Raw genomic sequence first — 23,104 nt, 5'->3', positions numbered from 1 at the left:
ATCATGCCGCATTTCACCATCGAATATTCGGCCAATCTCGACGGCGTCGTGGATATCAGCGCGCTGTGCGAGGTGGTCCGCAACGCCGCGGTGCAGACCGGCATCTTCCCGCTCGGCGGCATTCGCGTCCGCGCGATCCGCTGCGAGCATTATGCCATCGCCGACGGCCGCGCCGGCCTCAGCTTTCTCGATATTCTGCTACGGATCGGCGAAGGCCGCTCGCTCGAGGTTCGCCAGAAGGCCGGCGAACAGATTTTCCAGACGATCTCGCACCATCTCGACAATGTTTTCGCCGGCGGCCGATTTGCGCTGTCCTTTGACATGCAGATCAACGACAGCGCGACGAGCTGGAAGCGCAATCCCATTCACGACCTGCTGAAAGCCGAGGCCAACAATGGCTAAGACACCTGCCGATCCCGCCGCCGTCTTCGCTGCCAATCAGGAACGCGCCGCGCCGCTGCTGAAGAAGCTCACGGCCGACGGTATCGGCAATATCATCGATGGCCGGATCGTGCCGTCATCGTCGGGTGAGGTGTTCGAGACGACATCGCCGATCGATGGCACCGTGCTGGCGCAGGTCGCGCGAGGTACGAAAGAAGATATCGACAAGGCGGCCAAGGCTGCGCAGCGCGCCTTCAAGGACTGGCGCGACATGGCGCCGGCCACACGCAAGAAACTGCTGCACCGCGTCGCCGATGCCATCGGGGACAATGCCGACGACATCGCCGTGCTGGAATGTATCGATACCGGCCAGGCGCATCGCTTCATGGCCAAGGCCGCGATCCGCGGCGCCGAGAATTTCCGCTTCTATGCCGACAAATGCCTCGAGGCACGCGACGGCCTGAACATGCCGGCGGATGAGCACTGGAATGTCTCGACCCGCGTGCCGATCGGCCCGGTCGGCGTCATCACGCCGTGGAACACGCCGTTCATGCTCTCCACCTGGAAGATCGCGCCGGCGCTGGCCGCCGGCTGCACCGTCGTGCTCAAGCCGGCCGAATGGTCGCCGGTCACGGCTGACCTTTTGGCGAAACTCGCGAAGCAGGCCGGTCTGCCCGATGGCGTACTCAACACCGTGCACGGCTTCGGCGAAGAATCCGGCAAGGCGCTGACCGAGCATCCCGCCATCAAGGCCATCGCCTTTGTCGGCGAGAGCGCCACCGGCTCCGCGATCATGGCGCAGGGTGCGCCAACGCTGAAGCGCGTGCATTTCGAACTCGGCGGCAAGAATCCCGTGATCGTGTTCGACGATGCGGACCTCGACCGCGCGCTCGATGCCGTGGTGTTCATGATCTACTCGCTGAACGGCGAGCGCTGTACCTCGTCCAGCCGGTTGCTGGTGCAGGCGAGCATTGCCGATACATTCATCGAGAAGCTCACGGCCCGCGTGCAGGCACTGAAGGTCGGGCATCCGCTGGATCCCAGGACCGAAGTCGGCCCGCTGATCCATGAACGCCACCACGCAAAGGTCTGCAGCTATTTCGACATCGCACGGCAGGACGGCGCCACCATCGCCGTCGGCGGCAAGCCTTATGACGGCCCCGGCGGCGGTCATTACGTGCAGCCGACGCTGGTGACCGGCGCGCACAAGGACATGCGCGTGGCACAAGAGGAAGTGTTCGGCCCGTTCCTCACGGTGATCCCGTTCGGCAACGAAGCCGAAGCCATCGAAATCGCCAACGCCGTGCAATACGGCCTCACCGGCTATGTCTGGACCAATGATGTGGGCCGTGCGTTGCGCGTGGCCGACGCGCTGGAAGCCGGCATGATCTGGCTCAATTCGGAAAATGTCCGCCACCTGCCGACGCCATTCGGTGGCATGAAAGCCTCCGGCATCGGCCGCGACGGCGGCGACTATTCGTTCGACTTCTACATGGAAACCAAACACGTCTCGCTCGCGCGCGGGACGCATAAGATACAGAGACTTGGAATTTAACTCGTCGTTCCGGGGCGCGCTCTTGCGCGAACCCGGAACCTCGGAATGAGAGTCTCATATCGAGATTCCGGGTTCGCATGCGCAAGTGCGCACGCGCCCCGGAATGACGAGTGAGTTGCGAACAAGAAATTCAGGAAACGCTCAGGACCAGTCCCATGCCCGTGCCAACCCACGTGTTCGATCCGCCCTTCAACATCCTGCGTTCCAGCCACGTCGTGCTGGATGTCGTCGATCTCAAGGCCAGCCGCGACTTCTATGAGAACGCCGTAGGCCTGCATGTCGAGGACGCCGACAGCGAGACGGTGTATCTGCGCGCCGTCGAGGAACACCAGCATCACTCGCTGGTGCTACGCAAGGCGGCCACGGCCGCGTGTCACCGGCTCGGCTTCCGCGTCGCCAGCGAGAACGATCTCGACAAGGCCGCCGCCTGGTTCGCCGCCAACGGCATTGTCTATTCCTTTGTCGAGCGGCCGTTCCAGGGCCGCACCATGCATGTCACCGATCCGTTCGGATTCCAGATCGAACTCTATGCGACGATGGAGAAGCGCCCGCATCTGCTCCGCCGCTTCGATCTCTACAAGGGTTGCCATCCGCAGCGGCTCGATCATTTCAACGTCTTCGCCGCCGAGGTGCAGGACACCGTCGACTTCTATGCGCGGCTCGGCTTCCGGCTGACCGAATATGGCGAGGAAGACGGCGACAACGGCCGCATAGCCGCGGCCTGGATGCATCGCAAGGGCAATGTTCACGACTTCGCCATCACCAATGGCCGGGGACCGCGGCTGCACCACTTCGCCTATTGGGTGCCGACCGCGATGAACATCCTGCATCTCTGTGATGTGATGGCGTCATCGGGCTATCTGAAGAACCTCGAGCGCGGCCCCGGCCGCCACGGCATCTCCAATGCGTTCTTCCTTTACGTGCGTGATCCCGACGGCCATCGCCTCGAACTCTACACGTCAGACTACCAGACCATGGACACCGACCACGAGCCGCTGCGCTGGTCGCTGAAGGACCCGCGCCGCCAGACGCTGTGGGGGGCGCCTGCACCGAGGTCATGGTTCGAACAGGGCTCACAGTTCAATGGGCAGGCGGTGCGCGAGCCGGCCTTCGTGGCTGATGTAACGATTGCGGATTGAGGCAACATGGCTGTCCTTCGTTTGATACGCGCTATCGACGTGACTTCCCTCCCCCTTGCGGGGAGGGTCGGCCGAGCGAAGCGGAGGCCGGGGTGGGGGTGCCACAGACGCCGTCGCCCGTGGCACCCCCACCCGACCGGCCGAAGAGGGCCGGCCACCCTCCCCGCAAGGGGGAGGGATAAGAAAGGCCAGCGTGCCTTAACTGAATCGGACAAACGATGACCCACTCCCGCCTCGCCACCTTCACCGTCAATGGCACCCTGAAATACGGCGCCGTCACCGACGATGGGATCGTCGATCTGTCGGCGCGCTACGGCGGGGATTATCCGACGCTGCGTGAAGCCATCGCGCATGGCGCCTTGCACCGGCTTGCGGATGCCGCTGCCAACCAGCCTGCGGATTTCGCACTGGACGCCATCACCTGGCAGCCGCCGATCCCCGCCCCGGAAAAGATCATCTGCATCGGCGTCAACTATCCGGACCGCAACGCCGAATACAAGGACGGTCAGGACGCGCCGAAATATCCTTCGATGTTCATGCGCACGCCGCGCTCCTTTGTCGGACATGAGACGCCGCTGGTGCGCCCGCGCGTATCGAGGCAGCTCGACTATGAAGGCGAAGTCGTGCTGGTGATCGGTAAGGCCGGGCGCCACATCGCCGAGGGCGATGCGCTGGACCACATCGCCGCGCTGACGCTCTGCAACGAAGGTACCATCCGCGACTGGGTGCGGCACGCCAAGTTCAACGTCACGCAAGGCAAGAATTTCGAATCCACCGGCAGCCTCGGCCCATGGATCGTGCCTTATAGCGACGAAAGCCAGATCGCCGACATCCGGCTCACCACGCATGTGAACGGCGAGTTGCGGCAGGACGATCGCACCTCGCGGCTGATGTTCGGCTTCCGCTATCTCCTGAGCTATATCTCCACCTTCACGACGCTGGTGCCCGGCGATGTAATCGTCACCGGCACGCCGACCGGCGCCGGTGCGCGCTTCGATCCGCCACGCTATCTCGTCCCGGGCGATGTGATCGAGATCAAGGCGGACGGCATCGGCACGCTGCGCAACGGCGTCGTCGACGAACACTAACGGATTGGAATACGCATGACTGTTCTCACCGGTGGCGAAGCCATCGTCAGCGGGCTCAAGGCGCACGGCGTCGACACGGTCTTCGGCCTGCCCGGCGCGCAGGTCTATGGTCTGTTCGATGCCTTTCATCAGGCGAAGCTGAACGTCATCGGCGCACGTCACGAACAGGCCTGCGGCTATATGGCGTTCGGCTATGCCCGCGCTTCGGGCAAGCCCGGCGTGTTCAGCGTGGTGCCCGGGCCGGGCGTGCTCAATGCCGGCGCGGCGATGCTGACCGCCTTCGGCTGCAACGAGCCGGTGCTGTGCCTCACCGGCCAGGTACCGAGTGATTACCTTGGCAAGGGCCGCGGCCATCTGCATGAAATGCCCGACCAGCTCGCGACGCTCCGCAGTTTCGTGAAATGGGCCGAGCGCATCGACTATCCCGCGGATGCGCCGACCAAGGTGGCGCGCGGCTTCCAGGAGATGATGTCCGGCCGCCGCGGACCCGTCGCGCTGGAAATGCCATGGGACGTGTTCACGCAACGCGCGGATACCACCGCAGCGACGACGCTTGAACCGTTCGCAGCGCCCTCGCCCGATCCCGATCGGATCAAGGCCGCAGCCACGCTGATCAAGGCCGCCAAGGCACCGATGATCTTCGTCGGTGCAGGCGCGATGGATGCGGGCGACGACATCCTCGCACTCGCCGAGATGATCGACGCGCCCGTGGTCGCGTTCCGCTCGGGGCGCGGCATCGTCAGCAATGCCCATGAACTCGGCCTCACCATGGCCGCCGCCTATAATCTGTGGCCGCAGACCGACCTCATGATCGGCATCGGCTCGCGGATGGAATTGCCGACCACGTTCCGCTGGCCGTTCCGGCCGGAGGGACTGAAGTCCATCCGCATCGATATCGATCCCGTCGAATTCAGACGGCTCACGGTTGATGCGCCGATCGTTGCCGATGCGACAGAAGGAACGCGCGCGCTGGTCGCCGCCGTAAGCAAGGCCGGATATACGAAGACGGCCGGGCGTCGCGAGACGATCCGCGCCGCCTCGGCGAAAGCGCAGAAAGACATCCAGGCGATCCAGCCGCAGATGGCCTATCTCGACATCCTGCGCGATGTGTTGCCGGAGAATGCCATTGTCACCGACGAGCTGTCGCAGGTCGGCTTCACGTCGTGGTTCGGCTTTCCCGTTTATCAGCCGCGCACCTTCATCACCTCAGGCTATCAGGGCACGCTCGGCTCGGGCTTTCCCACCGCGCTCGGCGCCAAGGTCGCGCATCCCGATCGGCCGGTGGTGGCGATCACCGGCGATGGCGGCTTCATGTTCGCGGTACAGGAACTCGCCACTGCCGTTCAGTTCAAGATCGGCGTCGTGACGCTGGTGTTCAACAACAATGCCTATGGCAATGTCCGCCGCGACCAATTGCAGGTGTTCGACGGGCGCGTGGTCGCCGCCGATCTGGTCAATCCGGATTTCGTCAAGCTCGCGGAATCCTTCGGCGTCGGTGCTATCAGGGTGACGTCACCGGCGGAGTTCAAGCCTGCGCTGGAGAAGGCGCTGGCGGACGGCGGGCCGTATCTGATCGCGATCGACGTGGTCAGGGACTCGGAAGTCAGTCCGTGGGCGTTCATTCATCCGAAGAAGCCGTAATCACAAACTGTCATTCCGGGGCGCTCGCTTTTGCGCGAACCTCAGCCACTCCAATTGGAGTGGCGGGGAATCTCAAAGTGTTCATCACCTCTATCGTCCGGTTTGCGACGAAGTGGCTTCCATTCCGAGGTTCCGGGTTCGCGCAAGAGCGCGCCCCGGAACGACGAGTTTGTGGCGCTATTACTGCTTCACCGGCGGATCCAGCAACGTGCATCCGCCATCCGCGATCGGCCGCATGATGTCTTCGGCCTTCACCTTGCCCTTGATGCTCAGCAGGTCCCACTCGCCTTTCACGTCCGACGGCTTCTTCACTTCCGCCAGCAGCATGTCGTTCATCAGCCGGCCGTCCTCGCGCACGCGGGCGCCCGGCGCGAAGAAATCATCCACCGGCATCGCCTTCATCTGACGCATCACCTTCAACCCGTCATTCTCGTTCGCGGCTTCGGCGGCGCGCAGATAATGCTTCACGGCACTGTAGACGCCGGCCTGCGCGTGGGTCGGCATCTTGCCGTGCTTGGCCATGAAGCGCTTGCCGAATTCGCGGCTCTTGTCGTCATTGTCCCAGTAATAGCCCTCGAGATACTGCACGCCCTGCGTCGCTTCGGAGCCGAGTGCCTTCACCGAAGTGAGATAGAAGATCAGCACGGCCAATTTCTGCTTGCCCTCGCCGATCTGGAATTCGCGCGCCTGCTTGATATTGGTGACCGTGTCACCTGAGGCATTGGCGAGCGCGATCACCTTCGCGCCCGATGATTGCGCCTGCAGCAGGAAGGACGAGAAATCCATCGTGCCGACCGGATGCTTCACCGCGCCGAGCACCTTGCCGCCGGCAGCTTCCACCACTTTCGAGACTTCCGCCTGCATGGCGATGCCGAACGCATAGTCCGCCGTGATGAAATACCAGGTGTCGCCGCCCTGCTTGACCACGGCCTTGGCGATGCCCTGCGCCAGCGAATAGGTGTCGTACAGCCACATCGCGGCGGTCGGCGCGCATTGCTTGCCGAATACGTCGGCGGTTGCCGAGCCGACATGCACCAGCACCTTGCCGCGCTCGCGCGCCATGTTCTGCACTGCCAGCGAGATCGCCGAATTGCCGATGTCGAAGATCGCATCGACGCCCTGCTGATCGTAGAGATCGCGCGCCAGCGACACGCCGATATCGGTCTTGTTCTGATGATCCGGGCCAAGCAGTTTCACCGGCTGGCCACGCACCTTGCCGCCGACATCGTCGATCGCAAGCTGCGCCGCGACCACGCTGCCGGTGCCGCCGGCATCGGAGAACACCGAACTCTTGTCGTTCAGCACGGCGATGGTGAGAGGTTTGGTGATGGGTTCGGCAAGCGCCGAACCGTTCAAGCAAGCAACAGCAATGGCAGCCAATATGCCCATTCGGGTCATTGTCGTTTCCTCGTTCTGGTTTTTATTGAGGAAAGCGTAATGGCGGCCGAATGCCTTGGCCAGCGAAATTTAATCGATCGATTAAATCGAATTCCGACACGCGGAAAGCATCAGACGACTGGTATCGATGCGCTCCGCCGCTGCAGCCGAACCGCAGCGAGTGCCAGTAGTCCAGCACCGGCCACAGCCCAGCACGCGATGGGCGCCCAGTGCAGCAGCGGCGCATAGTCCGGCAGCTTCTGCAATCCGCCGGCGACCGCAGCCATGCGTGCGAAAGTCGCGAGCGCGAGCGCCGAGAAGACAAGACCGATGACCTTGCCTTCCGCGCCGGTCTCGCCGATCGCCATCGCCGCCGACACCGCGCTCATCATCATGCAGCCCCATGCGGCGCCTGCGATGAATTGCGCAGCGATCAGCATGTTGAGATTCACAGCGAATTCGGCGCCGATCACCGCAAGCGCGCCAAGCAATCCGGCTGCCCCGATGACGATGATGCCGCCCTGACGCTTAACCACCGCGCTGGCTGGAAACATCGCAATGTTGAAGCCGATCCAGAATATCGGCATCAGCCATTCCAGGTCGGCCGGTTTGGCGAAGCGCAGGAACATCGGCGCGCTGTTGATGCTGAAGTGAAGCTGGAAGCCCAACGCGAGAATGACCATGGCGGCGATAAAGAGCTGCGGCATGCGGCCAAGCGCCTTGCCTTGCGCCGGCGAGGCCTTCGCTTCACGCGCGCTGACCTGCACGAGGCCGCGCTCGACGCGCGAAAGCGCCAGCGTCACGATCAGCAAAACCACGCCGGCAAGAACGAAAGGCAGCCGCGGATCGACGCCGCGCAATGTCGCGCCGAGATAGGGCGCCAGCGCACCGGCGACGCCATAGCCGAGCATGGCCAGCGCGGCGAGAAACGGCCGCGACGGGCGCGCCGCATATTTGCCGAGCAATGTCAGCGGCGGCGCGCGCAAGGCCGAGGATGTCGCCGACCAGATCACGATCAATGCGATCAGCGCGACTTGCGCCTTCGGTCCCTGCCCGGCAACGAAAGGCAGCGCAACGAAGGCCGCGCCGGATACCGCAGTCAGGATGCCGACGATGAGACCGAGCCGCCCGACCACGCGCGCGATCCTGTCAGCGACCAGGCCCATCGCCGTATCGGTGACGGTGAAGATCGCCTGATCGAGCATCAGGATGAAGATGACGACAGTCGGCGCAATGCCGACATCGGCGGCGAGCTTCGGCAGATAGATCACATAGGTGACCCAGCCCAGCGTGAAGACCAGTTGCAGGACGGCGAGATAGACGCCCGCAGCATTGCTGGCGGCGGCTTGTGTGCCGGTTCGTTCCTGCTCGCTCATGGTCCCCTCGCCCCGCCCGACCATAGAATGGTCGCGGCAGCCAAGGAAAGCGTTCAACGCTTCTCTTCCTTCCCTTCTCCCCTTGCGGGAGAAGGTGGCGCGGCCGAAGGCCGTGCCGGATGAGGGGTAATGCTGGAGCCCCGCTGCTACCCCTCTCCCGTCTTCGCTTCGCGAAGCCACCCTCTCCCACAAGGGGAGAGGGGAAGATCGCGCGTCACTGCGTCTTGCGGAAGGTCAGATTGATGCGCTGGCCGCCCATGACGGGATGTTCGCCGTCCGGCAGCGGCGCGACGCCGTGATAGGCCAGCCGCGCCGGACCGCCCCAGACCACGACGTCGCCATGGGTCAGACGATAGCGCTTCTGAGGCGCGCTGCGGGTGAGACCACCAAACAGAAATGTCGCCGGCAGGCCGAGCGAGACCGAAACGATGGGCGCGCGCAGATCCAGCTCGTCCTTGTCCTGATGCAGCGAGAGTTTGGCGCCCGGCTTGTAGCGATTGATCAGGCAGGCATCCGGCATGAAGGCATCGAAGCCGGCCTGAACCGCCGCGCGCGCGGCGAGATCGCGAAACGGTGCCGGCATTTCGGGCCATGGCTTGCCGCTGTCGGGATCGACGGGGTCGTAGCGATAACCTGATGAATCCGACACCCATCCGACACGGCCGCAATTGGTCATGGCGACCGACATGGTGTGACCGCCCGGCGTGACCAGATGGCGGAACGGCGCGGCTTTCACGATTGTGCGCAGCGCCGCGATCACATCCGGCTGTTCGGCAGCGAAGAAGTTGCGCAGCAGAACCGCTCCCTCGGCGAGTTCTTCGCACGCAGGCTGGTCGTCCCTGATATCGGCGAACAGGTCGGTCATCGCGGTTGTTCAGTCGTCCCGTCATTTCGCATCGTGAAAGATCACCCCGAGCGTATGGCGCCGGCCCGACTTCACGCGGCTGACGCCATGGCGCAGATTGACGCGATAGCTGCCGCGCGTGCCGGCAACCGGGCGGTGATGCACGGCGAACACTACCGCATCGCCCTGCCGCAAGCCTACCACTTCGGCGCGCGACTGCATGCGCGGCCGCTGCTCCGTCAACACGAATTCTCCGCCGGTGAAATCCTCCGATGGCTCCGACAGCAGAATCGCGACCTGCAGCGGAAACACGTGTTCGCCATAGAGATCCTGATGCAGGCAGTTGTAGTCGCCGGCTTCATATTGCAGCAGCAGTGGCGTCGGCCGTGTCTGGCCGGCCTCATGGCAGCGCTTGAGGAAGGCGGCGTGATCGGCGGGAAAGCGGACGTCGATCCCCATCGCCTCGTTCCAGCGATTGGCGATTGTACTCAATGGTCCGTAGAGCGCCGGACGCAGGCCGGCGATCGGATCGGGCAGCGGATAGTTGAAATATTTGTATTCGCCGCGGCCGAAGCCGTGGCGGCCCATCACGATGCGGCTGCGAAAATGCGTGTCGTCGGGATAGAGCGCCGCGAGATGATGGCACTCGTCGGGGGACAGCAGCTTTTCGAATACCGCACAGCCCTGGGCATCGAGCTCGGTGCCAATGCGCTGCCAGTCGATGGCGGCGATGCGCGTTTGCGACATGGCGTCATTGTTTTCTGGGCGCTTCTTCGCGAGTGAAACCATGTCATCGCCTCCGTCATCCGGCCGCGATCATGTTGTCATGGCCTGTTGGCCATTTTGGGGAAATGGGCGAGCGAAGCCACCCGATTTCCGGATGGAAGCGCTGACCGCCCCACACTGTCATTCCGGGGCGGGACCGACGCCGAAGGCGGCGGCGAGCCCGGAATCTCGTCATGGGAGTCTCCGGGAGCCAAACACTCCGGGATTCCGGGTTCACGTGCGCGAAGATGCGCGCGTGCCCCGGAATGACGAGTGTAGGATTACGGCGAGTGCTTGGCCTCAGCCCACCACCGGCAACGTCTTCACATCATAGCCATGGCTGATCTTGCGCTTCAGCACGGGGTCTTCGATCTCATAATCGAAACGCTCCGCCGGACGGATGCCGCCCTTGGCTGCAAAGGTGCCGCCGAACATCGCGGTGCCGTCTGGCAGCTTGTCGCTGTCGAAACCTTTCTTGATCAGTTCCGCCACCGGCAACATGCCGCTCAGCAGGCCCTCCTGATACAGCACCTTCTCGCCCTTGATGGTGGCCCAGGAGCGCAGGATGATTTGGTCCCAATGCGGAAGCAGTTCGGAGAGCTCCCACACGACAGGTGCGATCGGCTTGTCGCACATCTGCTTCGACACGGTGATGTTGTAGGTCTCGACCTTGCGGTCGGTATGGTCGGAGCCGACGCCGACATAGGTCTTGCCGCCTGACGCGATCAGGCAAAACTCGACTTCACCCGACGAATTCTCGTCGGTGCATTCGATCATGCCATCAGTGGTGAAGCGGCGCGCCGAGCAGCGGTAATAGATCGGAGTCGAAGCCGGCGGCGCGATGCCGAGCGCCTCGAGTTCCTTGATGTGATGATCGCGCGCGACGGGATCGCGGCCGGTCCAGCCGGCGATGACGCCTTGCGTGATCTTGAGCGTCAACGGCGTCTTGCTGCCTTTTGCGTCCAGGGTGAACGCGATCTCGGTGGTCATGTGGTTCTTCCTTGCTTGCAATTGAAAGTGAGCTCCGGCGTCGCGCTCCCTCTCCCCGCCTGCGGGGAGAGGGGTGGGGTGAGGGGGAGCCAGCGAGTGAAACACCGGCTCCCCCTCACCCGGCGCTGCGCGCCGACCTCTCCCCGCAAGCGGGGAGAGGTTAGAAAACATCAGCCGCGAACGAGCGTCTCCATGCCCGCCGCGAGTTCGAAGATGCGGCGGTCGGAGCAGCCGGCGGCTGCCAGCATCAACCCGACAGGCGCTTCGTCCTTTGCGTGGATCGGCAGCGAGATGGCGCAGCCGTCGATCATGTTGATCAGCGTGCAGTTGCGCAACGCCATCAGGTTCTGCTTGGAGAACACCTTGTCGTCAGCCATGTCGGCGATCGACGGCGGCGTGATCGCGCAGGTCGGCAGCACCAGCGCATCGTAAGGCGCGATGCGCTTTTCGGTCCGCGCGATCAACGAACGGCGCATCGGCAGCAGGTCGAGATAATCGGCGGCGTTCTGGGTCTCGCCACGCTGGATGCGCAGCGCGACTCTGGGATCGTAGACGTCGCCCTTGCTGGCAAGCAAATAGCGATGCCAGGCATAGGATTCAGCAGCCGTGAAGCCGCCCTTGGTGCTCATCGGCGCGATATCGTTGAACTCAGGCACTTCGATGCGCTCGATGATCGCGCCCTTGTCGGCGAGCTTCTTCAGCGCGCGTTCGAAGGCGGTGGCCACGACGGGATCGAGATCGTCCATCGCCATGGTGGTCGGTACAGCAAGGCGCATGCCCTTGATCGGGCGCGGCGTGAGCTCAAATTCCGGTTCGCCGGCCAGCACAGCATCCATCGCCGCGCAGCAGGCGACCGAGCGTGCGAGCGGGCCGATGCTGTCGAGCGTAAAGGACAGCGGCACGGCGCCATCGAGCGGCACGCGGCGCTGCGTCGGCTTGTAGCCGACGATGCCGTTGAAGGCTGCCGGAATGCGGCAGGAACCGCCGGTGTCGGTACCCAATGCCGCATGCGCCATGCCATCGAGCACGGAGATGGCGGCACCGGAGGAGGATCCGCCGGGCACATGGCCAACCTCGCGCTTCCACGCCCCCTTCGGCGTGCCGTAATGCGGATTGGTGCCGATGCCCGAATAGGCGAATTCGACCATGTTGGTGCGGCCGATCACCACGAAGCCGGCGCGGCGCAGACGCGCGACGGTGGGCGCGTCGGCATCGGCGGGCGCGGAATCGTCCAGCGCGCGCGAACCGGCGCGGGTCACCTGGCCCTTGATGTCGAACAGGTCCTTGACGGAGATCGGAATGCCGGCAAAGCGCGACGGCGCGGCATTGGCTTTGCGCAGCGCGTCCATGGCATCGGCGGCGGCCAGTGCCGCGTCCTTGTCGACATGAATGAAGGTGCGCTCACCCTCGCCGTTCGGATCGGCGATTTTGGCCAGACAGGCTTCGACCAGTTTGCGGGACGTGGTGCGGCCGGCGGCGAGGTCGGCGGCCAGGCTGGCGAGGGTCGGTGCGGTCTGGTGGAAGTCGTTGCTCATGGTCGCGGCATCCTGTGTGTCTTGCCGGACCCGCAGGTGGTCACGGCGCCCGGTCGGTATCGCCGAAAGTGTCCTCGATTTCCAGATCGAGCAGCGCGGAGCTGAGCGATTTGCCATGCGCATCGAGCGCCAGCGATCGCGTCACCCCGCCGCCAAGCGCCTGATCCATCACGAAGTTCAACGCTGCGAGATTGGGCAGCTCGTAGCGGACCACCTCGCCCGCGACGATGCCCGCAAACAGGGCCTTCACGCGCGCGGCAGTCACCTGCGATACTATCAACGGATATAGCTTTGCGTCAAAGGCAATTACCGAGATGTTGGAAATGTTGCCTTTGTCACCTGTGCGGGAATGGGCGATCTCGCGCAGCTTCACGTCATGCTCCCTCAACCATCCGTACCAACCTACCCTGCCTGGTTGCAGCGGGACAAGCCTCGCACGTATTTCAACCTGAATTCCAATTCGAATTCCACGTCGTCCCGCAGTGAGCAGATACGGCCATGCAGCCCGCGCGCTGGACCGCCCCCGGTGGAATGTGGAATGTCCATCCAGAGGACAACGAACGGGGCCAAATCCCCGTCCAAGGGAGAGAAGACGACACATGGCTGAACCAGCCCGCGCGCGGCCGAAACCGACACCGGAAACCCAGCATTATTGGGACGGCGCCAAAGCCGGCGAATTGCGCCTGCAGCGCTGCGACGATTGCAGCAACGTGTATTTTCCGCCGCGGCCGTTCTGCCCAGGCTGCGCCTCGCGCAAGGTGTCGGTGTTCAAGGCCTCGGGCAAGGGTTTCCTCTACAGCTACGTCATCAATCACCGGCCCGCCGCGCCGGGCTTCACGCCGCCTTATGCGATCGCCGTGGTCGAGCTTGAGGAAGGTCCGCGGCTAATGAGCAACATCATCGATTGTCCGCAGACGCCGGAGGCGCTCGTGCTCGACATGAAGCTCGAGGTCGCCTTCGAGAAACTCGACGACACCATCACCCTCCCCGTATTCCGTCCGGCTGGGGGTTGAGATCATGCGCAGAAACGCAGTCGCCGTCGTCGGCGCAGCCGAGACCACCGAGCTCGGCGTCATCCCCAACACGTCGCAGATCCAGCTTCACGCGGATGCGGCGCTCAACGCCATCAAGGATGCCGGGCTGAAGCTCTCGGACATCGACGGCATCGCCACTGCGGTGGAGACACCGCAGCAGATCGCGCATTATCTCGGCATCACCCCGACCTGGGTCGACGGCACTTCCGTGGGCGGTTGCTCCTTCATGCTGCATGTTCGCCACGCGGCTGCCGCGATCGAGGCCGGGCTGTGCAAGACCGTGCTGATCACGCATGCCGAGTCCGGCAAGTCGATGATCGGCAAATTGCCGCGCTCGATTCCGGCCGACAGCCTGCAGGGCCAGTTCGAGGCGCCTTATGGCGTCTATGGCCCGCCGAGCATGTTCCCGATCCCCGTCCTGCGCTACATGAAGACGCACGGCATCACCCATGAGCAGATCGCTTCAGTGGCCGTGTTCCAGCGCGAATGGGCCGCGAAGAATCCGCGCGCGATGATGAAGGCGCCGATCACGGTCGAGGATGTACTGAACTCGAAGATGATCGCCTATCCGTTCCGCATCCTGCAATGCTGCCTCGTCACCGATGGCGGCGGCGCGTTGATCCTGACCTCGGCGGATCGCGCCAAGGATTTCCCGAACAAGCCGGTCTATATTCTGGGCACCGGTGAGAGCGTGGAAACGCCCATGGTCAGCCAGATGAAGACGTTCGATTCATCGCGCGCCTTCACCGTGGCAGGACCGACCGCGTTCCGCGAGGCGGGGATCACGCACAAGGACGTCGATCACCTGATGATCTACGATGCCTTCGCGCATCTGCCATTGTATGGTCTCGGCGATCTCGGCTTCATGCCGCATGAGGAAACCGGCCAATTCATCGCCGACGGCAACACCCGCCCCGGCGGCAAGCTGTCGATGAACACCAATGGCGGCGGCCTCAGCTACATGCATTCCGGCATGTACGGCATGTATGCGTTGCAGGAAAGCGTGCGCCAGATGCGCGGAATCGCGCCGGCGCAGGTCGAAGGCGCGAAGATCTCAGTCTGTCACGGCGTCGGCGGCATGTTCGCCGCGTCGGGGACGGTGATTTTTACGAACGAGAAGTAGCGCGGCATCGTTACCTTCTCCCCGCTCGCGGGGAGAAGGTGGCTCGAATGCGCGAAGCGCGTTCGAGTCGGATGAGGGGGACTATCCACAGGCTCCGAGCACATGGATAGTCCCCCTCACCCGGATCACGCGCTAACGCGCGTGACCCGACCTCTCCCCGCAAGCGGGGAGAGGTTAGCGCACAACATCAATTTCACCACCAAGAGGAACCACCACATGGCATCTACCAAATCACTCGACGGCAAGGTCATCGTCGTCACCGGCGCGGGTCGCGGCATCGGCCGTGGCATTGCGCTGCTCTGCGCGGCCGAAGGCGCCAAGGTCGTCGTCAACGATCCCGGCGTCGGCACCGACGGTTCGGGCGGCGATGGCGCAACACCTGCCGAGCAGGTCGTCGAGGAAATCACCAAGGCCGGCGGCACCGCCGTTGCCAACTTTGAATCGGTCGCCGAAGCGATCCCGGCCAGCAAGATCATCAAGCAGGCGATGGACACCTACGGCAAGATCGATGGCGTGGTGAACAATGCTGGCATCCTGCGCGACGCGATCTTCCACAAGATGTCCATCGATGCCTTCGAGATGGTGATCAAGGTCCATCTGATGGGCTCGTTCTACACCTCGCATGCCGCCGCGCGTTACTTCCGCGAGCAGAACTCCGGCTCGTTCGTGCACTTCACCTCGACCTCGGGCCTGATCGGCAATTTCGGCCAGGCCAATTACGCGGCGGCCAAGCTCGGCATCGTCGGCCTGTCGAAGTCGATTGCGCTCGACATGGGCCGTTTCGGCGTTAATTCGAACTGCGTCTCGCCGTTCGCCTGGAGCCGCATGATCGGCAGCATCCCGACCGAGACCGAAGCCGAGAAAGCCCGCGTCGAGCGCATGCAGCGCATGGGTCCGGAGAAGATCGCACCGCTGGTGGCGCATCTGCTCTCCGACGACGCCAAGGAAATCTCCGGGCAGATCTTTGCCGCGCGCATGAACGAGATCTTCCTGATGGGCCAGTCGCGCCCGCTGCGCTCCATCCACCGCGCCGAAGGCTGGACCCCGCAGAGCCTTGCCGAACACGGCATGCCGGCGCTGAAGTCGTCGTTCTACAAGCTCGACCGCTCGGCTGACATTTTCAGCTGGGATCCGGTGTAAGCGTTTAATCGGCTCGCGGAAGCATCACTCTCGCGAGCCGATTTCTACAACCCAGAATTTAAAACGAAACAATATTACTCAAATAGCTATGCATAGCGGTCTTATCTGACCCGAGATCGCGCTAATTTCGTCATAAAGAATTCAAACGCCGGCCAAGACCGGCTATGTCACCAGCAATCAACGGGTTTGACGTCACGCATTTGCGGACGAAACCGCATTTGCTGGACGAACATCATGACAGATCACGCGGGCGCGATGCCCTCCGCGGCCATGCCGCATTCCAAGCCGCTGAATTCCCCCGCCCGCGTTTTGCTAGCGAGCCTGATCGGCACCACGATCGAATTCTTCGACTTCTACGTCTATGCCACCGCCGCGGTGCTGGTGTTTCCAAAACTGTTCTTCCCGGCCGGCAACGACACCGCCGCGCTGCTGGCGTCTTTCGCGGTGTTCTCGATCGCATTCTTTGCGCGTCCATTCGGCGCCGTCGTGTTCGGCCATTTCGGCGATCGCGTCGGCCGCAAGACCACGCTGGTCGCAGCATTACTCACCATGGGCGTCTCCACCGTCCTGATCGGTCTGCTGCCGACGCATGCGCAGATCGGCCTCGCCGCACCGCTACTGCTAGTGCTGTGTCGTTTCGGCCAGGGTTTCGGCCTCGGCGGTGAATGGGGCGGCGCCGTGCTGCTCGCCACCGAGAACGCGCCGGAAGGCAAGCGCAACTGGTACGCCATGTTCCCGCAGCTCGGCGCGCCGCTCGGCCTGTTCCTCTCGTCGAGCACGTTCTTCATCCTCCTGCATTTCGTCTCGCCGGAAACTTTCCTGAGCTGGGCGTGGCGCGTGCCGTTCCTCGCCTCCATCGTGCTGATCGCCATCGGCCTGTGGGTGCGCCTGTCGATCACCGAGACGCCGGAATTCCAGAAGGCGATCGAGAAGGCCGAGCGCGTTGCCGTCCCCAGCATAGAGCTGCTGCGCAAGCACAAGCGCAGCCTCGTGCTCGGCACGCTGGTCGGTCTGATGACCTTCGTGTTCTTCTATGTCTGCACGGCCTATCTGCTGTCCTACAATGTCGGTATCGCGAAGATGTCGCTGCTCGATGCGCTCAAGGTGCAGATCGCCGGCGCCGTCGCCTTCGGCACCACCAACATCCTGGCCGGCCTGCTCGCCGACAAGATCGGTCGCCGCACGCTCCTGATCGCCAATTGCCTGATGGTGATCGTATTCTCGTTCTTCCTGGCACCGCTGCTGTCAGGCGGCGTGGCGGGCATCTATGCCTTCGCACTGATCGGTCTCGCGATCTTCGGCATCAATTACGGCCTGATCGGTGCCGCACTCGCGGCACCGTTCCCGACCACCGTGCGCTATACCGGCGCGTCGATGACGTTCAACCTCGCGAGCATCTTCGGTGCCTCGCTGGCGCCCTATATCGCCACCTGGCTGCAGGCAAATTACGGTCTCGCTTACATCGGCTATTATGTGCTTGCCGCCGCGGTGATCACGCTCATCGCGATCTTCGTGTCAGACAAGCACGAGGTCTGAGCGCACGCGCATGACGATTTCAAAGGGGCAGCGCCGGCGCTGCCCCTTTTTGTTTGTCAGTTCGACGACTGTTGCCGCTTGAGTTCATTGCGCGCCGCGTCGCGCTCGAATTCGCCATCGCCCCGGCACACCTCGGCTGCCTGTTTCAGATAGGGCAACGCTTCCTGCGGCTTGTGCTTCACCATCAGATACTGACCGAGATAGAACGACACGCCGCAAGCGCCAAAGTCGTCGTCGAGCCGCATGTCCTTCATTTTGGCGAGCATCTCGTCGCGGGTCATCTGGCCGAGATAGACCGCCACCATTGGCCATGGCCAGCCCTTCCGATCGAGCGTGTCGGTATTGCGCTTCAGCTCGCCCATATCAAAGTCGCCGCTGCGCGCCCGCGCGATGTAGCGCAGCAGCTTCGCCAGATCATATTCGGGCGTCTTCTCCACCACGTTGCCGAAATCGACAGCCGCCTCGGCAAAGTGCCCGACGATGAAATGCGAGTGAGCACGCCGGTTGCGAATGCTGTCATCGTCCGGCGTCAGTTTCAGCGCCGCATCATAGTTCGGAATCGCGCTGGCGTAATCGCCTTTGCGCGAGAACGCAACGCCACGATTGACATAGGCATCAACGGTATCGGAAGCAAGCTCGAGCGCCTTGCTATAGTCGGCGATCGCGCCGTCATTATCGCCGCGCTGCAGCTTGATCTCGGCACGGCCGTAATAGGCCATGTCCTGATTGGTGGTTGAGAGGCGCAACGCGGTTTCGAAATCGGCGAGCGCATGGTCGGAATCGTTGCGCAACAGATAGACGTTGCCGCGAAACGCCAGCGCCAGTGTATTTTTCGGATCAAGACGGATAGCCGAGGAGAAATCCGCGATGGCACCCTTCACATCCCCGCTATTCCGGCGCACGAGACCACGGTTGTTATAAAGCGCCCCCAGTTCCGGCTTGAGCCGGATCGCCTCGTCGTGATTTTTAAGTGCGCGAGCGAAATCACCCTTGGCGGCGTAGATGGCGCCGCGCGCCGCATAGGCAAACGGATAGTTAGGATCGAGCGCGATGGACTTGTCGTAATCGGCAAGGGCAAGCTCGTGATCGTCCTGCTTTTCATGGGCCGTCGCACGCATGTAATAGCCCAGCGCGCTATCCGGACGCATCGCGAGGAAAGCCGAGAAGTCGGCCAGCGCACGCTCCAGATTGCCGCGAGACATCTGCGCAGCCCCGCGGTAGCTCATGGCTTCCGCGCGTTCCGCAGTCGTTGCTGCGGGATTATCGATGATCTCCGTGCAGCCCGCGATCATGCGCTGGTTAACCGGCGGTCGACATGCATTGTCCGCCTGCGCTGACAATGACGTGACGAACAGCAATGCTGCAGAAGCGACTGCAACACATATGTGACAGCGAAACGACGACATGGGGAACCGCGCATCAAATGAGGGCTTTGGTCTTGGTCGCGCGGAACTATCAAAAAGTTCACTGCGGTGCGACGCGACCTTGTGCAGCGCCATGACCGCGCGGCAGCATCGAATTGTGTAGCATCCCCGTCGCAACGGTATTTAAATTCCCGGCAACGGCTGGAAAAAACCAGACAAGCCGGGAGGACGACGATGCCAACTCAGCTCACGCAAGACTCTGCTCACCCCGCCGCACCATCCAACTCGCTCAGTCGCAGAAATATCCTAGGCAGCGCCGCTGCATTGGCAGCGACGACGCTGATCGCACCTGATGCACTCGCGCGCAACTTCGGCCGCGGTGCGGAACCGCAGCGCTATCCCGATCCCGATATCGTCGTCATCGACGCCAATCGCTTCAAGGCGAGAGTCGGTAACACCGTCATCAAGCGGCTCTATACGGGTTGCCTGTGGGCGGAGGGACCGGCGTGGAATGCACAGGGTCAGTATCTGATCTGGAGCGATATCCCTGCCAATCGCCAGTTGCGTTATCTCGACGATGACGGCCACATCTCCGAGCGCTTCCGCTATCCATCCGAGGAGAGCAACGGGAATTCGTTCGACACCGAGGGCCGCCAGCTCAGCGCGCAGCGCACGCGCCTTGTCCGCTTCGAGCACAATGGCAGCGTCACGACGCTGGCTGAACAGGCAAACGGCAAGCCGCTCAACGGACCGAACGACATGGTGGTCAATCCGATCGACAAAGCGATCTGGTTCACCGATCCTGGCTACGGCGCCATCAATCTCTATGAAGGACAACGCGCGGCGGCTGGCGTGGTGCAGCCGAACCAGAAGGAAGCGGTGTATCGCATCGACCCCGCGAGCGGCCAGATCAGCAAGGTCGCGGACGATCCGTTCAAGCCGAACGGCTTGGCGTTCAGCCCGGACTACAAGAAGCTCTATGTCTGCGACACCGGCATCACGCATTATCCCAATGCCAAGAACGTGGTGTGGCAATACGACGTCGACGGCGGCAAGCTCAGCAATGCGAAGCCGCTGATCGACATGACGCTGGATGGCAAGTCCGGCTTCCCTGACGGGCTACGCGTCGATACCGAAGGCAATATCTGGGTCGGCGCCGGCTGGGTCGGCGAGGGCTATGACGGCGTGCAGATCTTTGCGCCGGACGGCCAGCGCATCGGCCAGATCAAGCTGCCGGAAACCTGTGCCAATGTCTGTTTCGGCGGCAAGAAGCGCAACCGGCTGTTCATGACCGCGAGCCAGTCATTGTATGCGGTCTATGTGGAGACGCAGGGCGCCCATTTCTGTTGAGAGGCGCTTTCCCTCCCTCAAGCGGCGGAGCCGCGCAGTGGGGAGGGAAAGAACTACCCGCTATTCCGCAGTCCCGCCGAGATGCCATTGATCGTCAGCTGAATCCCGCGCAGCACCTGCTCGTCCGGATTATTCGCGCGATGCTCTTTGAGCAGCTCAACCTGCACATGGTTGAGCGGATCGAGATACGGGAAACGATTGCGAATCGAGCGATCGAGCAGCGGATTGTTTTGCAGCAGGCGCTCCTGCTCCATGATATCCAGCAGCGTCTCGATGCACAGATGCCATTCGCCGCGGATGCGGCCGAAGATGGTCTCGCGCAGCTTCTGGTCGGCGACAAGCTCAGCATAACGCGAGGCGATGGCGATCGAACTCTTGGCCAACACCATGTCCATGTTGGACAACAGCGTGCGGAAGAATGGCCATTCGCGGTGCATCTCCTGCAGGAACGCCATGCCCTTGTCGGGATGATTGGCGAGCCAGGCCTCGATGGCGCTGCCGAAACCGTACCAGCCCGGCAGCATCAAGCGGCACTGCGCCCATGAGAACACCCAGGGAATGGCGCGCAGATCCTCGATGGCGCGAGTCTTCTTGCGCGAGGCCGGACGGCTGCCGATGTTCAGCGTCGAGATCTCGTTGATGACGGTGGATTCCCAGAAGTAATCGACAAAGCCCTCGGTCTCATAGACCAGACCGCGATAGGCCTTGAAGGCCAGTTCGGAAATCTCCTCCATGGCTTCGAGATATTCGCGGCGCGGCGCGCTGTGCTTCGGCGCCAGCAGGCTCGCTTCCAGCGTCGCGGCGGCCAGGATCTCCAGATTGTTGCGGCCGACTTCGGCGTTGGAATATTTGCTGGAGATGATCTCGCCCTGTTCGGTGATGCGGATCTGGCCATCCACCGCGCCGCCGGGCTGCGCCAGAATCGCATCGTGGCTCGGGCCGCCGCCGCGGCCCACAGAGCCCCCGCGGCCATGGAACAGCCGCAGCCGGATGTGATGCCGCTCGAACACTTCGATGAGCTCGATCTCGGCCTTGTACAGTTCCCAGCCGGACGTAACGAAACCGCCGTCCTTGTTACTGTCGGAATAACCGAGCATGACTTCCTGCACCGCGCCGCGGCTGTCGACCAGCTTGCGATAGTCGTGCAGCGAGAACATCCGGTCCATGATGGCTGCAGAGGCCTGCAGATCCTCGATGGTTTCGAACAGCGGCACGATATTGATGGCGCTGCGGCCGGAACAATCGACGAGCCCGACTTCCTTCAGCAGCACCGCGACTTCGAGCATGTCGGAGACGCCCTTGCACATCGAGATGATGCATTGGGGGATCGCCGCTGCGCCGAATTTCGCATGGACCTGCGCCGCCATGCGAAACAGCGCCAGTTCGCCCAGCGTCTCGTCGCTGTATTTGACGAACAGTGAGCCCAGCGGCCGCGCGTTCTTCAATTCATTCGCCAGCAGCGCGATGCGCGCTTCCTCGCCGAGCGCGAGATAGGACGTGCCGGGCATCGCGGCGTCGATCAGTTCGGCGACGGTGCGCTCATGCACCGCCGAGTTCTGCCGGATGTCGAGGCTGGCGAGATAGAAGCCGAAACAATCCACCGCGCGGCGGAGTTGCCGCAGCCGGCCACGGGCGATGACGGCGGAATTATCAGCGATCAGCGAACGATCGAGCACGTCGAGATCGGCCTTGAACTCCTGCGCCGATGCGTAAGCCGGGGCATCGCCCACGGCCGCGCGGCGGTTCGGCAATTCGAGCGCATGGGCCGTCGCCGCCATGCGGGCATAGACGCCGGATATCGCGAGCCGATAGGGCTCGCCAGCGCGGTGCGGCGACGGATCAGGCGAGCGTTCGGCCAATGCGCGGAGTTCATCGGAGACATCGGCGAGATGCGCCGCCATGGACAGTTCTGCGCCCAGCGCGTGAAGTTCGTCGAGATAGAAGCTGAAGGCGCGCCTGCTCTGCAGCATCATGGTGCCGCGCATCACATCTGCCGTGACGAACGGATTGCCGTCGCGGTCGCCGCCGATCCAGCTGCCCATGCGCAGGAACGAGCCGAGTTCAGTAGCGCCGCCCTGCGCGCGCAGGCTGTCTTCCAGCACACAATGCAGCCGCGGCACTTCGCGCAAAAACGTATAATCGTAGAACGACAATCCGTTGGCGACCTCGTCGAGCACCGTCAGCTTGCTCCGGCGCAGCAGATTGGTCTGCCACAGCGTCACGACGGCGCGGCGCAACTGTTCTTCCGACGCCTCGATCTCCTCGGCGGTGAGCTGCATGCGCTCGCGCCGGTCGAGCAATGCCGCGATTTCCATTTCGCGGTCGATGGTGCTCTTGCGGCGCACTTCGGTGGGATGCGCGGTCAGCACCGGCGAAATCAGCGCCTGTCCGAAGAACTTGCTGAGCAGCGCCGCATCGATCCCGGCCTCGCGCGCGCGCTTCACCGCATGGGCCAGCGTGCCCGATGCGTTAGCCGCATTCGCGCGCTGCGCCCGCATGCGGCGGATGTTGTTCTGGTCCTCCGCGATATTGGCGAGATGGGAGAAATAGCTGTAGGCGCGAACGATGCGCACGGTCTCGGCGATCGACATGCCGTCGAGAATGGCTTCGAGTTCACGCCGCGCCAGCTTGTCCTCGTCGCGGTGAAAACGGACCGAGGTCTGCCGGATATTCTCGACCAGGGCGAATACCGCCTCACCTTCCTGATCCCGCACGGTGTCGCCAAGGATACGGCCGAGCAGCCGGATGTCCTCGCGCAGCCGGGCATCGGCCTCCTGGTGAGCAGGATCGTCACCGCGCTGGGATGCGGGTTCTTCGGTGGGCAGGGTCAGGGACACAAGGACGCTCCAGGAAGTTGCCGGCGCCC

General features: G+C 63.1%; 19 protein-coding genes. 10 read left to right on the top strand and 9 right to left on the bottom strand.

What is annotated here, in order from left to right:
- The first annotated feature begins 3 nt into the window (after positions 1-3).
- The 5 genes from A4A58_RS21200 to A4A58_RS21180 all read left to right on the top strand — a co-directional run bounded on the left by A4A58_RS21200 (position 4) and on the right by A4A58_RS21180 (position 5,804).
- A complete protein-coding gene (locus A4A58_RS21200; protein ID WP_068735808.1) occupies positions 4-402 on the top strand; it encodes a 5-carboxymethyl-2-hydroxymuconate Delta-isomerase in 399 nt (132 codons plus the stop codon).
- Positions 395-1,936, top strand: coding sequence for a 5-carboxymethyl-2-hydroxymuconate semialdehyde dehydrogenase (gene hpaE, locus A4A58_RS21195; protein ID WP_068735806.1), 1,542 nt, complete (start codon positions 395-397; stop codon positions 1,934-1,936). Before A4A58_RS21200 ends, hpaE begins: the two co-directional genes overlap by 8 nt.
- Before the next feature lie 155 nt (positions 1,937-2,091).
- Complete coding sequence (gene hpaD / locus A4A58_RS21190) at positions 2,092-3,075, top strand: 3,4-dihydroxyphenylacetate 2,3-dioxygenase (RefSeq protein ID WP_068735804.1); 984 nt, start codon at positions 2,092-2,094, stop codon at positions 3,073-3,075.
- A 218-nt stretch (positions 3,076-3,293) separates the two neighbouring features.
- On the top strand, positions 3,294-4,163 hold the full coding sequence (locus tag A4A58_RS21185) for a fumarylacetoacetate hydrolase family protein (RefSeq protein WP_068735801.1): 870 nt from the start codon (positions 3,294-3,296) through the stop codon (positions 4,161-4,163).
- A 15-nt stretch (positions 4,164-4,178) separates the two neighbouring features.
- Positions 4,179-5,804: a thiamine pyrophosphate-dependent enzyme gene (locus A4A58_RS21180; protein ID WP_068735799.1), complete on the top strand. Its 1,626-nt coding sequence runs from the start codon at positions 4,179-4,181 to the stop codon at positions 5,802-5,804.
- Between the two features lie 180 nt (positions 5,805-5,984).
- On the opposite strand, the gene A4A58_RS21175 is transcribed toward A4A58_RS21180, so the two are convergent.
- From A4A58_RS21175 to A4A58_RS21145, 7 genes are all read right to left on the bottom strand, one after another.
- On the bottom strand, positions 5,985-7,202 hold the full coding sequence (locus tag A4A58_RS21175) for an ABC transporter substrate-binding protein (protein WP_068735797.1): 1,218 nt from the start codon (positions 7,200-7,202) through the stop codon (positions 5,985-5,987).
- A gap of 110 nt (positions 7,203-7,312) precedes the next feature.
- Entirely contained in the window at positions 7,313-8,557 is a 1,245-nt protein-coding gene (locus tag A4A58_RS21170) for an MFS transporter (protein ID WP_068735795.1), read from the bottom strand.
- 214 nt (positions 8,558-8,771) lie between these two features.
- Complete coding sequence (gene alkB, locus A4A58_RS21165; RefSeq protein WP_068735793.1) at positions 8,772-9,422, bottom strand: DNA oxidative demethylase AlkB; 651 nt, start codon at positions 9,420-9,422, stop codon at positions 8,772-8,774.
- 21 nt (positions 9,423-9,443) lie between these two features.
- Positions 9,444-10,148: a 2OG-Fe(II) oxygenase gene (locus A4A58_RS21160; RefSeq protein WP_433993648.1), complete on the bottom strand. Its 705-nt coding sequence runs from the start codon at positions 10,146-10,148 to the stop codon at positions 9,444-9,446.
- A 318-nt stretch (positions 10,149-10,466) separates the two neighbouring features.
- On the bottom strand, positions 10,467-11,156 hold the full coding sequence (locus tag A4A58_RS21155) for a DUF2848 domain-containing protein (protein WP_068735788.1): 690 nt from the start codon (positions 11,154-11,156) through the stop codon (positions 10,467-10,469).
- 170 nt (positions 11,157-11,326) lie between these two features.
- Positions 11,327-12,691 carry an amidase gene (locus tag A4A58_RS21150; RefSeq protein ID WP_068735786.1) on the bottom strand — a complete coding sequence of 455 codons (1,365 nt, stop codon included), beginning with the start codon at positions 12,689-12,691 and terminating at the stop codon, positions 11,327-11,329.
- A 40-nt stretch (positions 12,692-12,731) separates the two neighbouring features.
- Positions 12,732-13,064, bottom strand: coding sequence for an AtuA-related protein (locus A4A58_RS21145; protein ID WP_068735784.1), 333 nt, complete (start codon positions 13,062-13,064; stop codon positions 12,732-12,734).
- A gap of 226 nt (positions 13,065-13,290) precedes the next feature.
- Here A4A58_RS21145 and A4A58_RS21140 point away from each other — a divergent pair, with 226 nt between their 5' ends.
- The 4 genes from A4A58_RS21140 to A4A58_RS21125 all read left to right on the top strand — a co-directional run bounded on the left by A4A58_RS21140 (position 13,291) and on the right by A4A58_RS21125 (position 17,524).
- Positions 13,291-13,704, top strand: coding sequence for a Zn-ribbon domain-containing OB-fold protein (locus tag A4A58_RS21140; RefSeq protein WP_068735782.1), 414 nt, complete (start codon positions 13,291-13,293; stop codon positions 13,702-13,704).
- A gap of 4 nt (positions 13,705-13,708) precedes the next feature.
- Positions 13,709-14,848 (top strand): thiolase C-terminal domain-containing protein, encoded by a 1,140-nt coding sequence (locus A4A58_RS21135; protein ID WP_068735780.1) that lies wholly within the window; start codon positions 13,709-13,711, stop codon positions 14,846-14,848.
- Positions 14,849-15,064: 216 nt separating this feature from the next.
- Positions 15,065-15,988, top strand: coding sequence for an SDR family oxidoreductase (locus A4A58_RS21130; protein ID WP_068735778.1), 924 nt, complete (start codon positions 15,065-15,067; stop codon positions 15,986-15,988).
- 234 nt (positions 15,989-16,222) lie between these two features.
- Positions 16,223-17,524, top strand: a complete 1,302-nt coding sequence (locus tag A4A58_RS21125; protein ID WP_068735776.1) for an MFS transporter — start codon at positions 16,223-16,225, stop codon at positions 17,522-17,524.
- 56 nt (positions 17,525-17,580) lie between these two features.
- Here the strand turns inward: A4A58_RS21125 and A4A58_RS21120 are convergent, their stop codons facing one another.
- A complete protein-coding gene (locus A4A58_RS21120) occupies positions 17,581-18,816 on the bottom strand; it encodes a tetratricopeptide repeat protein (RefSeq protein WP_068735774.1) in 1,236 nt (411 codons plus the stop codon).
- Between the two features lie 306 nt (positions 18,817-19,122).
- Here A4A58_RS21120 and A4A58_RS21115 point away from each other — a divergent pair, with 306 nt between their 5' ends.
- Entirely contained in the window at positions 19,123-20,238 is a 1,116-nt protein-coding gene (locus A4A58_RS21115; protein WP_068735772.1) for an SMP-30/gluconolactonase/LRE family protein, read from the top strand.
- 53 nt (positions 20,239-20,291) lie between these two features.
- On the opposite strand, the gene ppc is transcribed toward A4A58_RS21115, so the two are convergent.
- Complete coding sequence (gene ppc / locus A4A58_RS21110; RefSeq protein WP_068735770.1) at positions 20,292-23,075, bottom strand: phosphoenolpyruvate carboxylase; 2,784 nt, start codon at positions 23,073-23,075, stop codon at positions 20,292-20,294.
- Between the last annotated feature and the right edge of the window lie 29 nt (positions 23,076-23,104).

It is taken from the genome of Tardiphaga robiniae, assembly GCF_001618955.1.
Taxonomy (GTDB): Bacteria; Pseudomonadota; Alphaproteobacteria; order Rhizobiales; family Xanthobacteraceae; genus Tardiphaga; species Tardiphaga robiniae_A.
The sequence above is the reverse complement of the archived record's forward strand: the minus strand, read 5'-3'. Positions and strand labels throughout refer to the sequence as shown.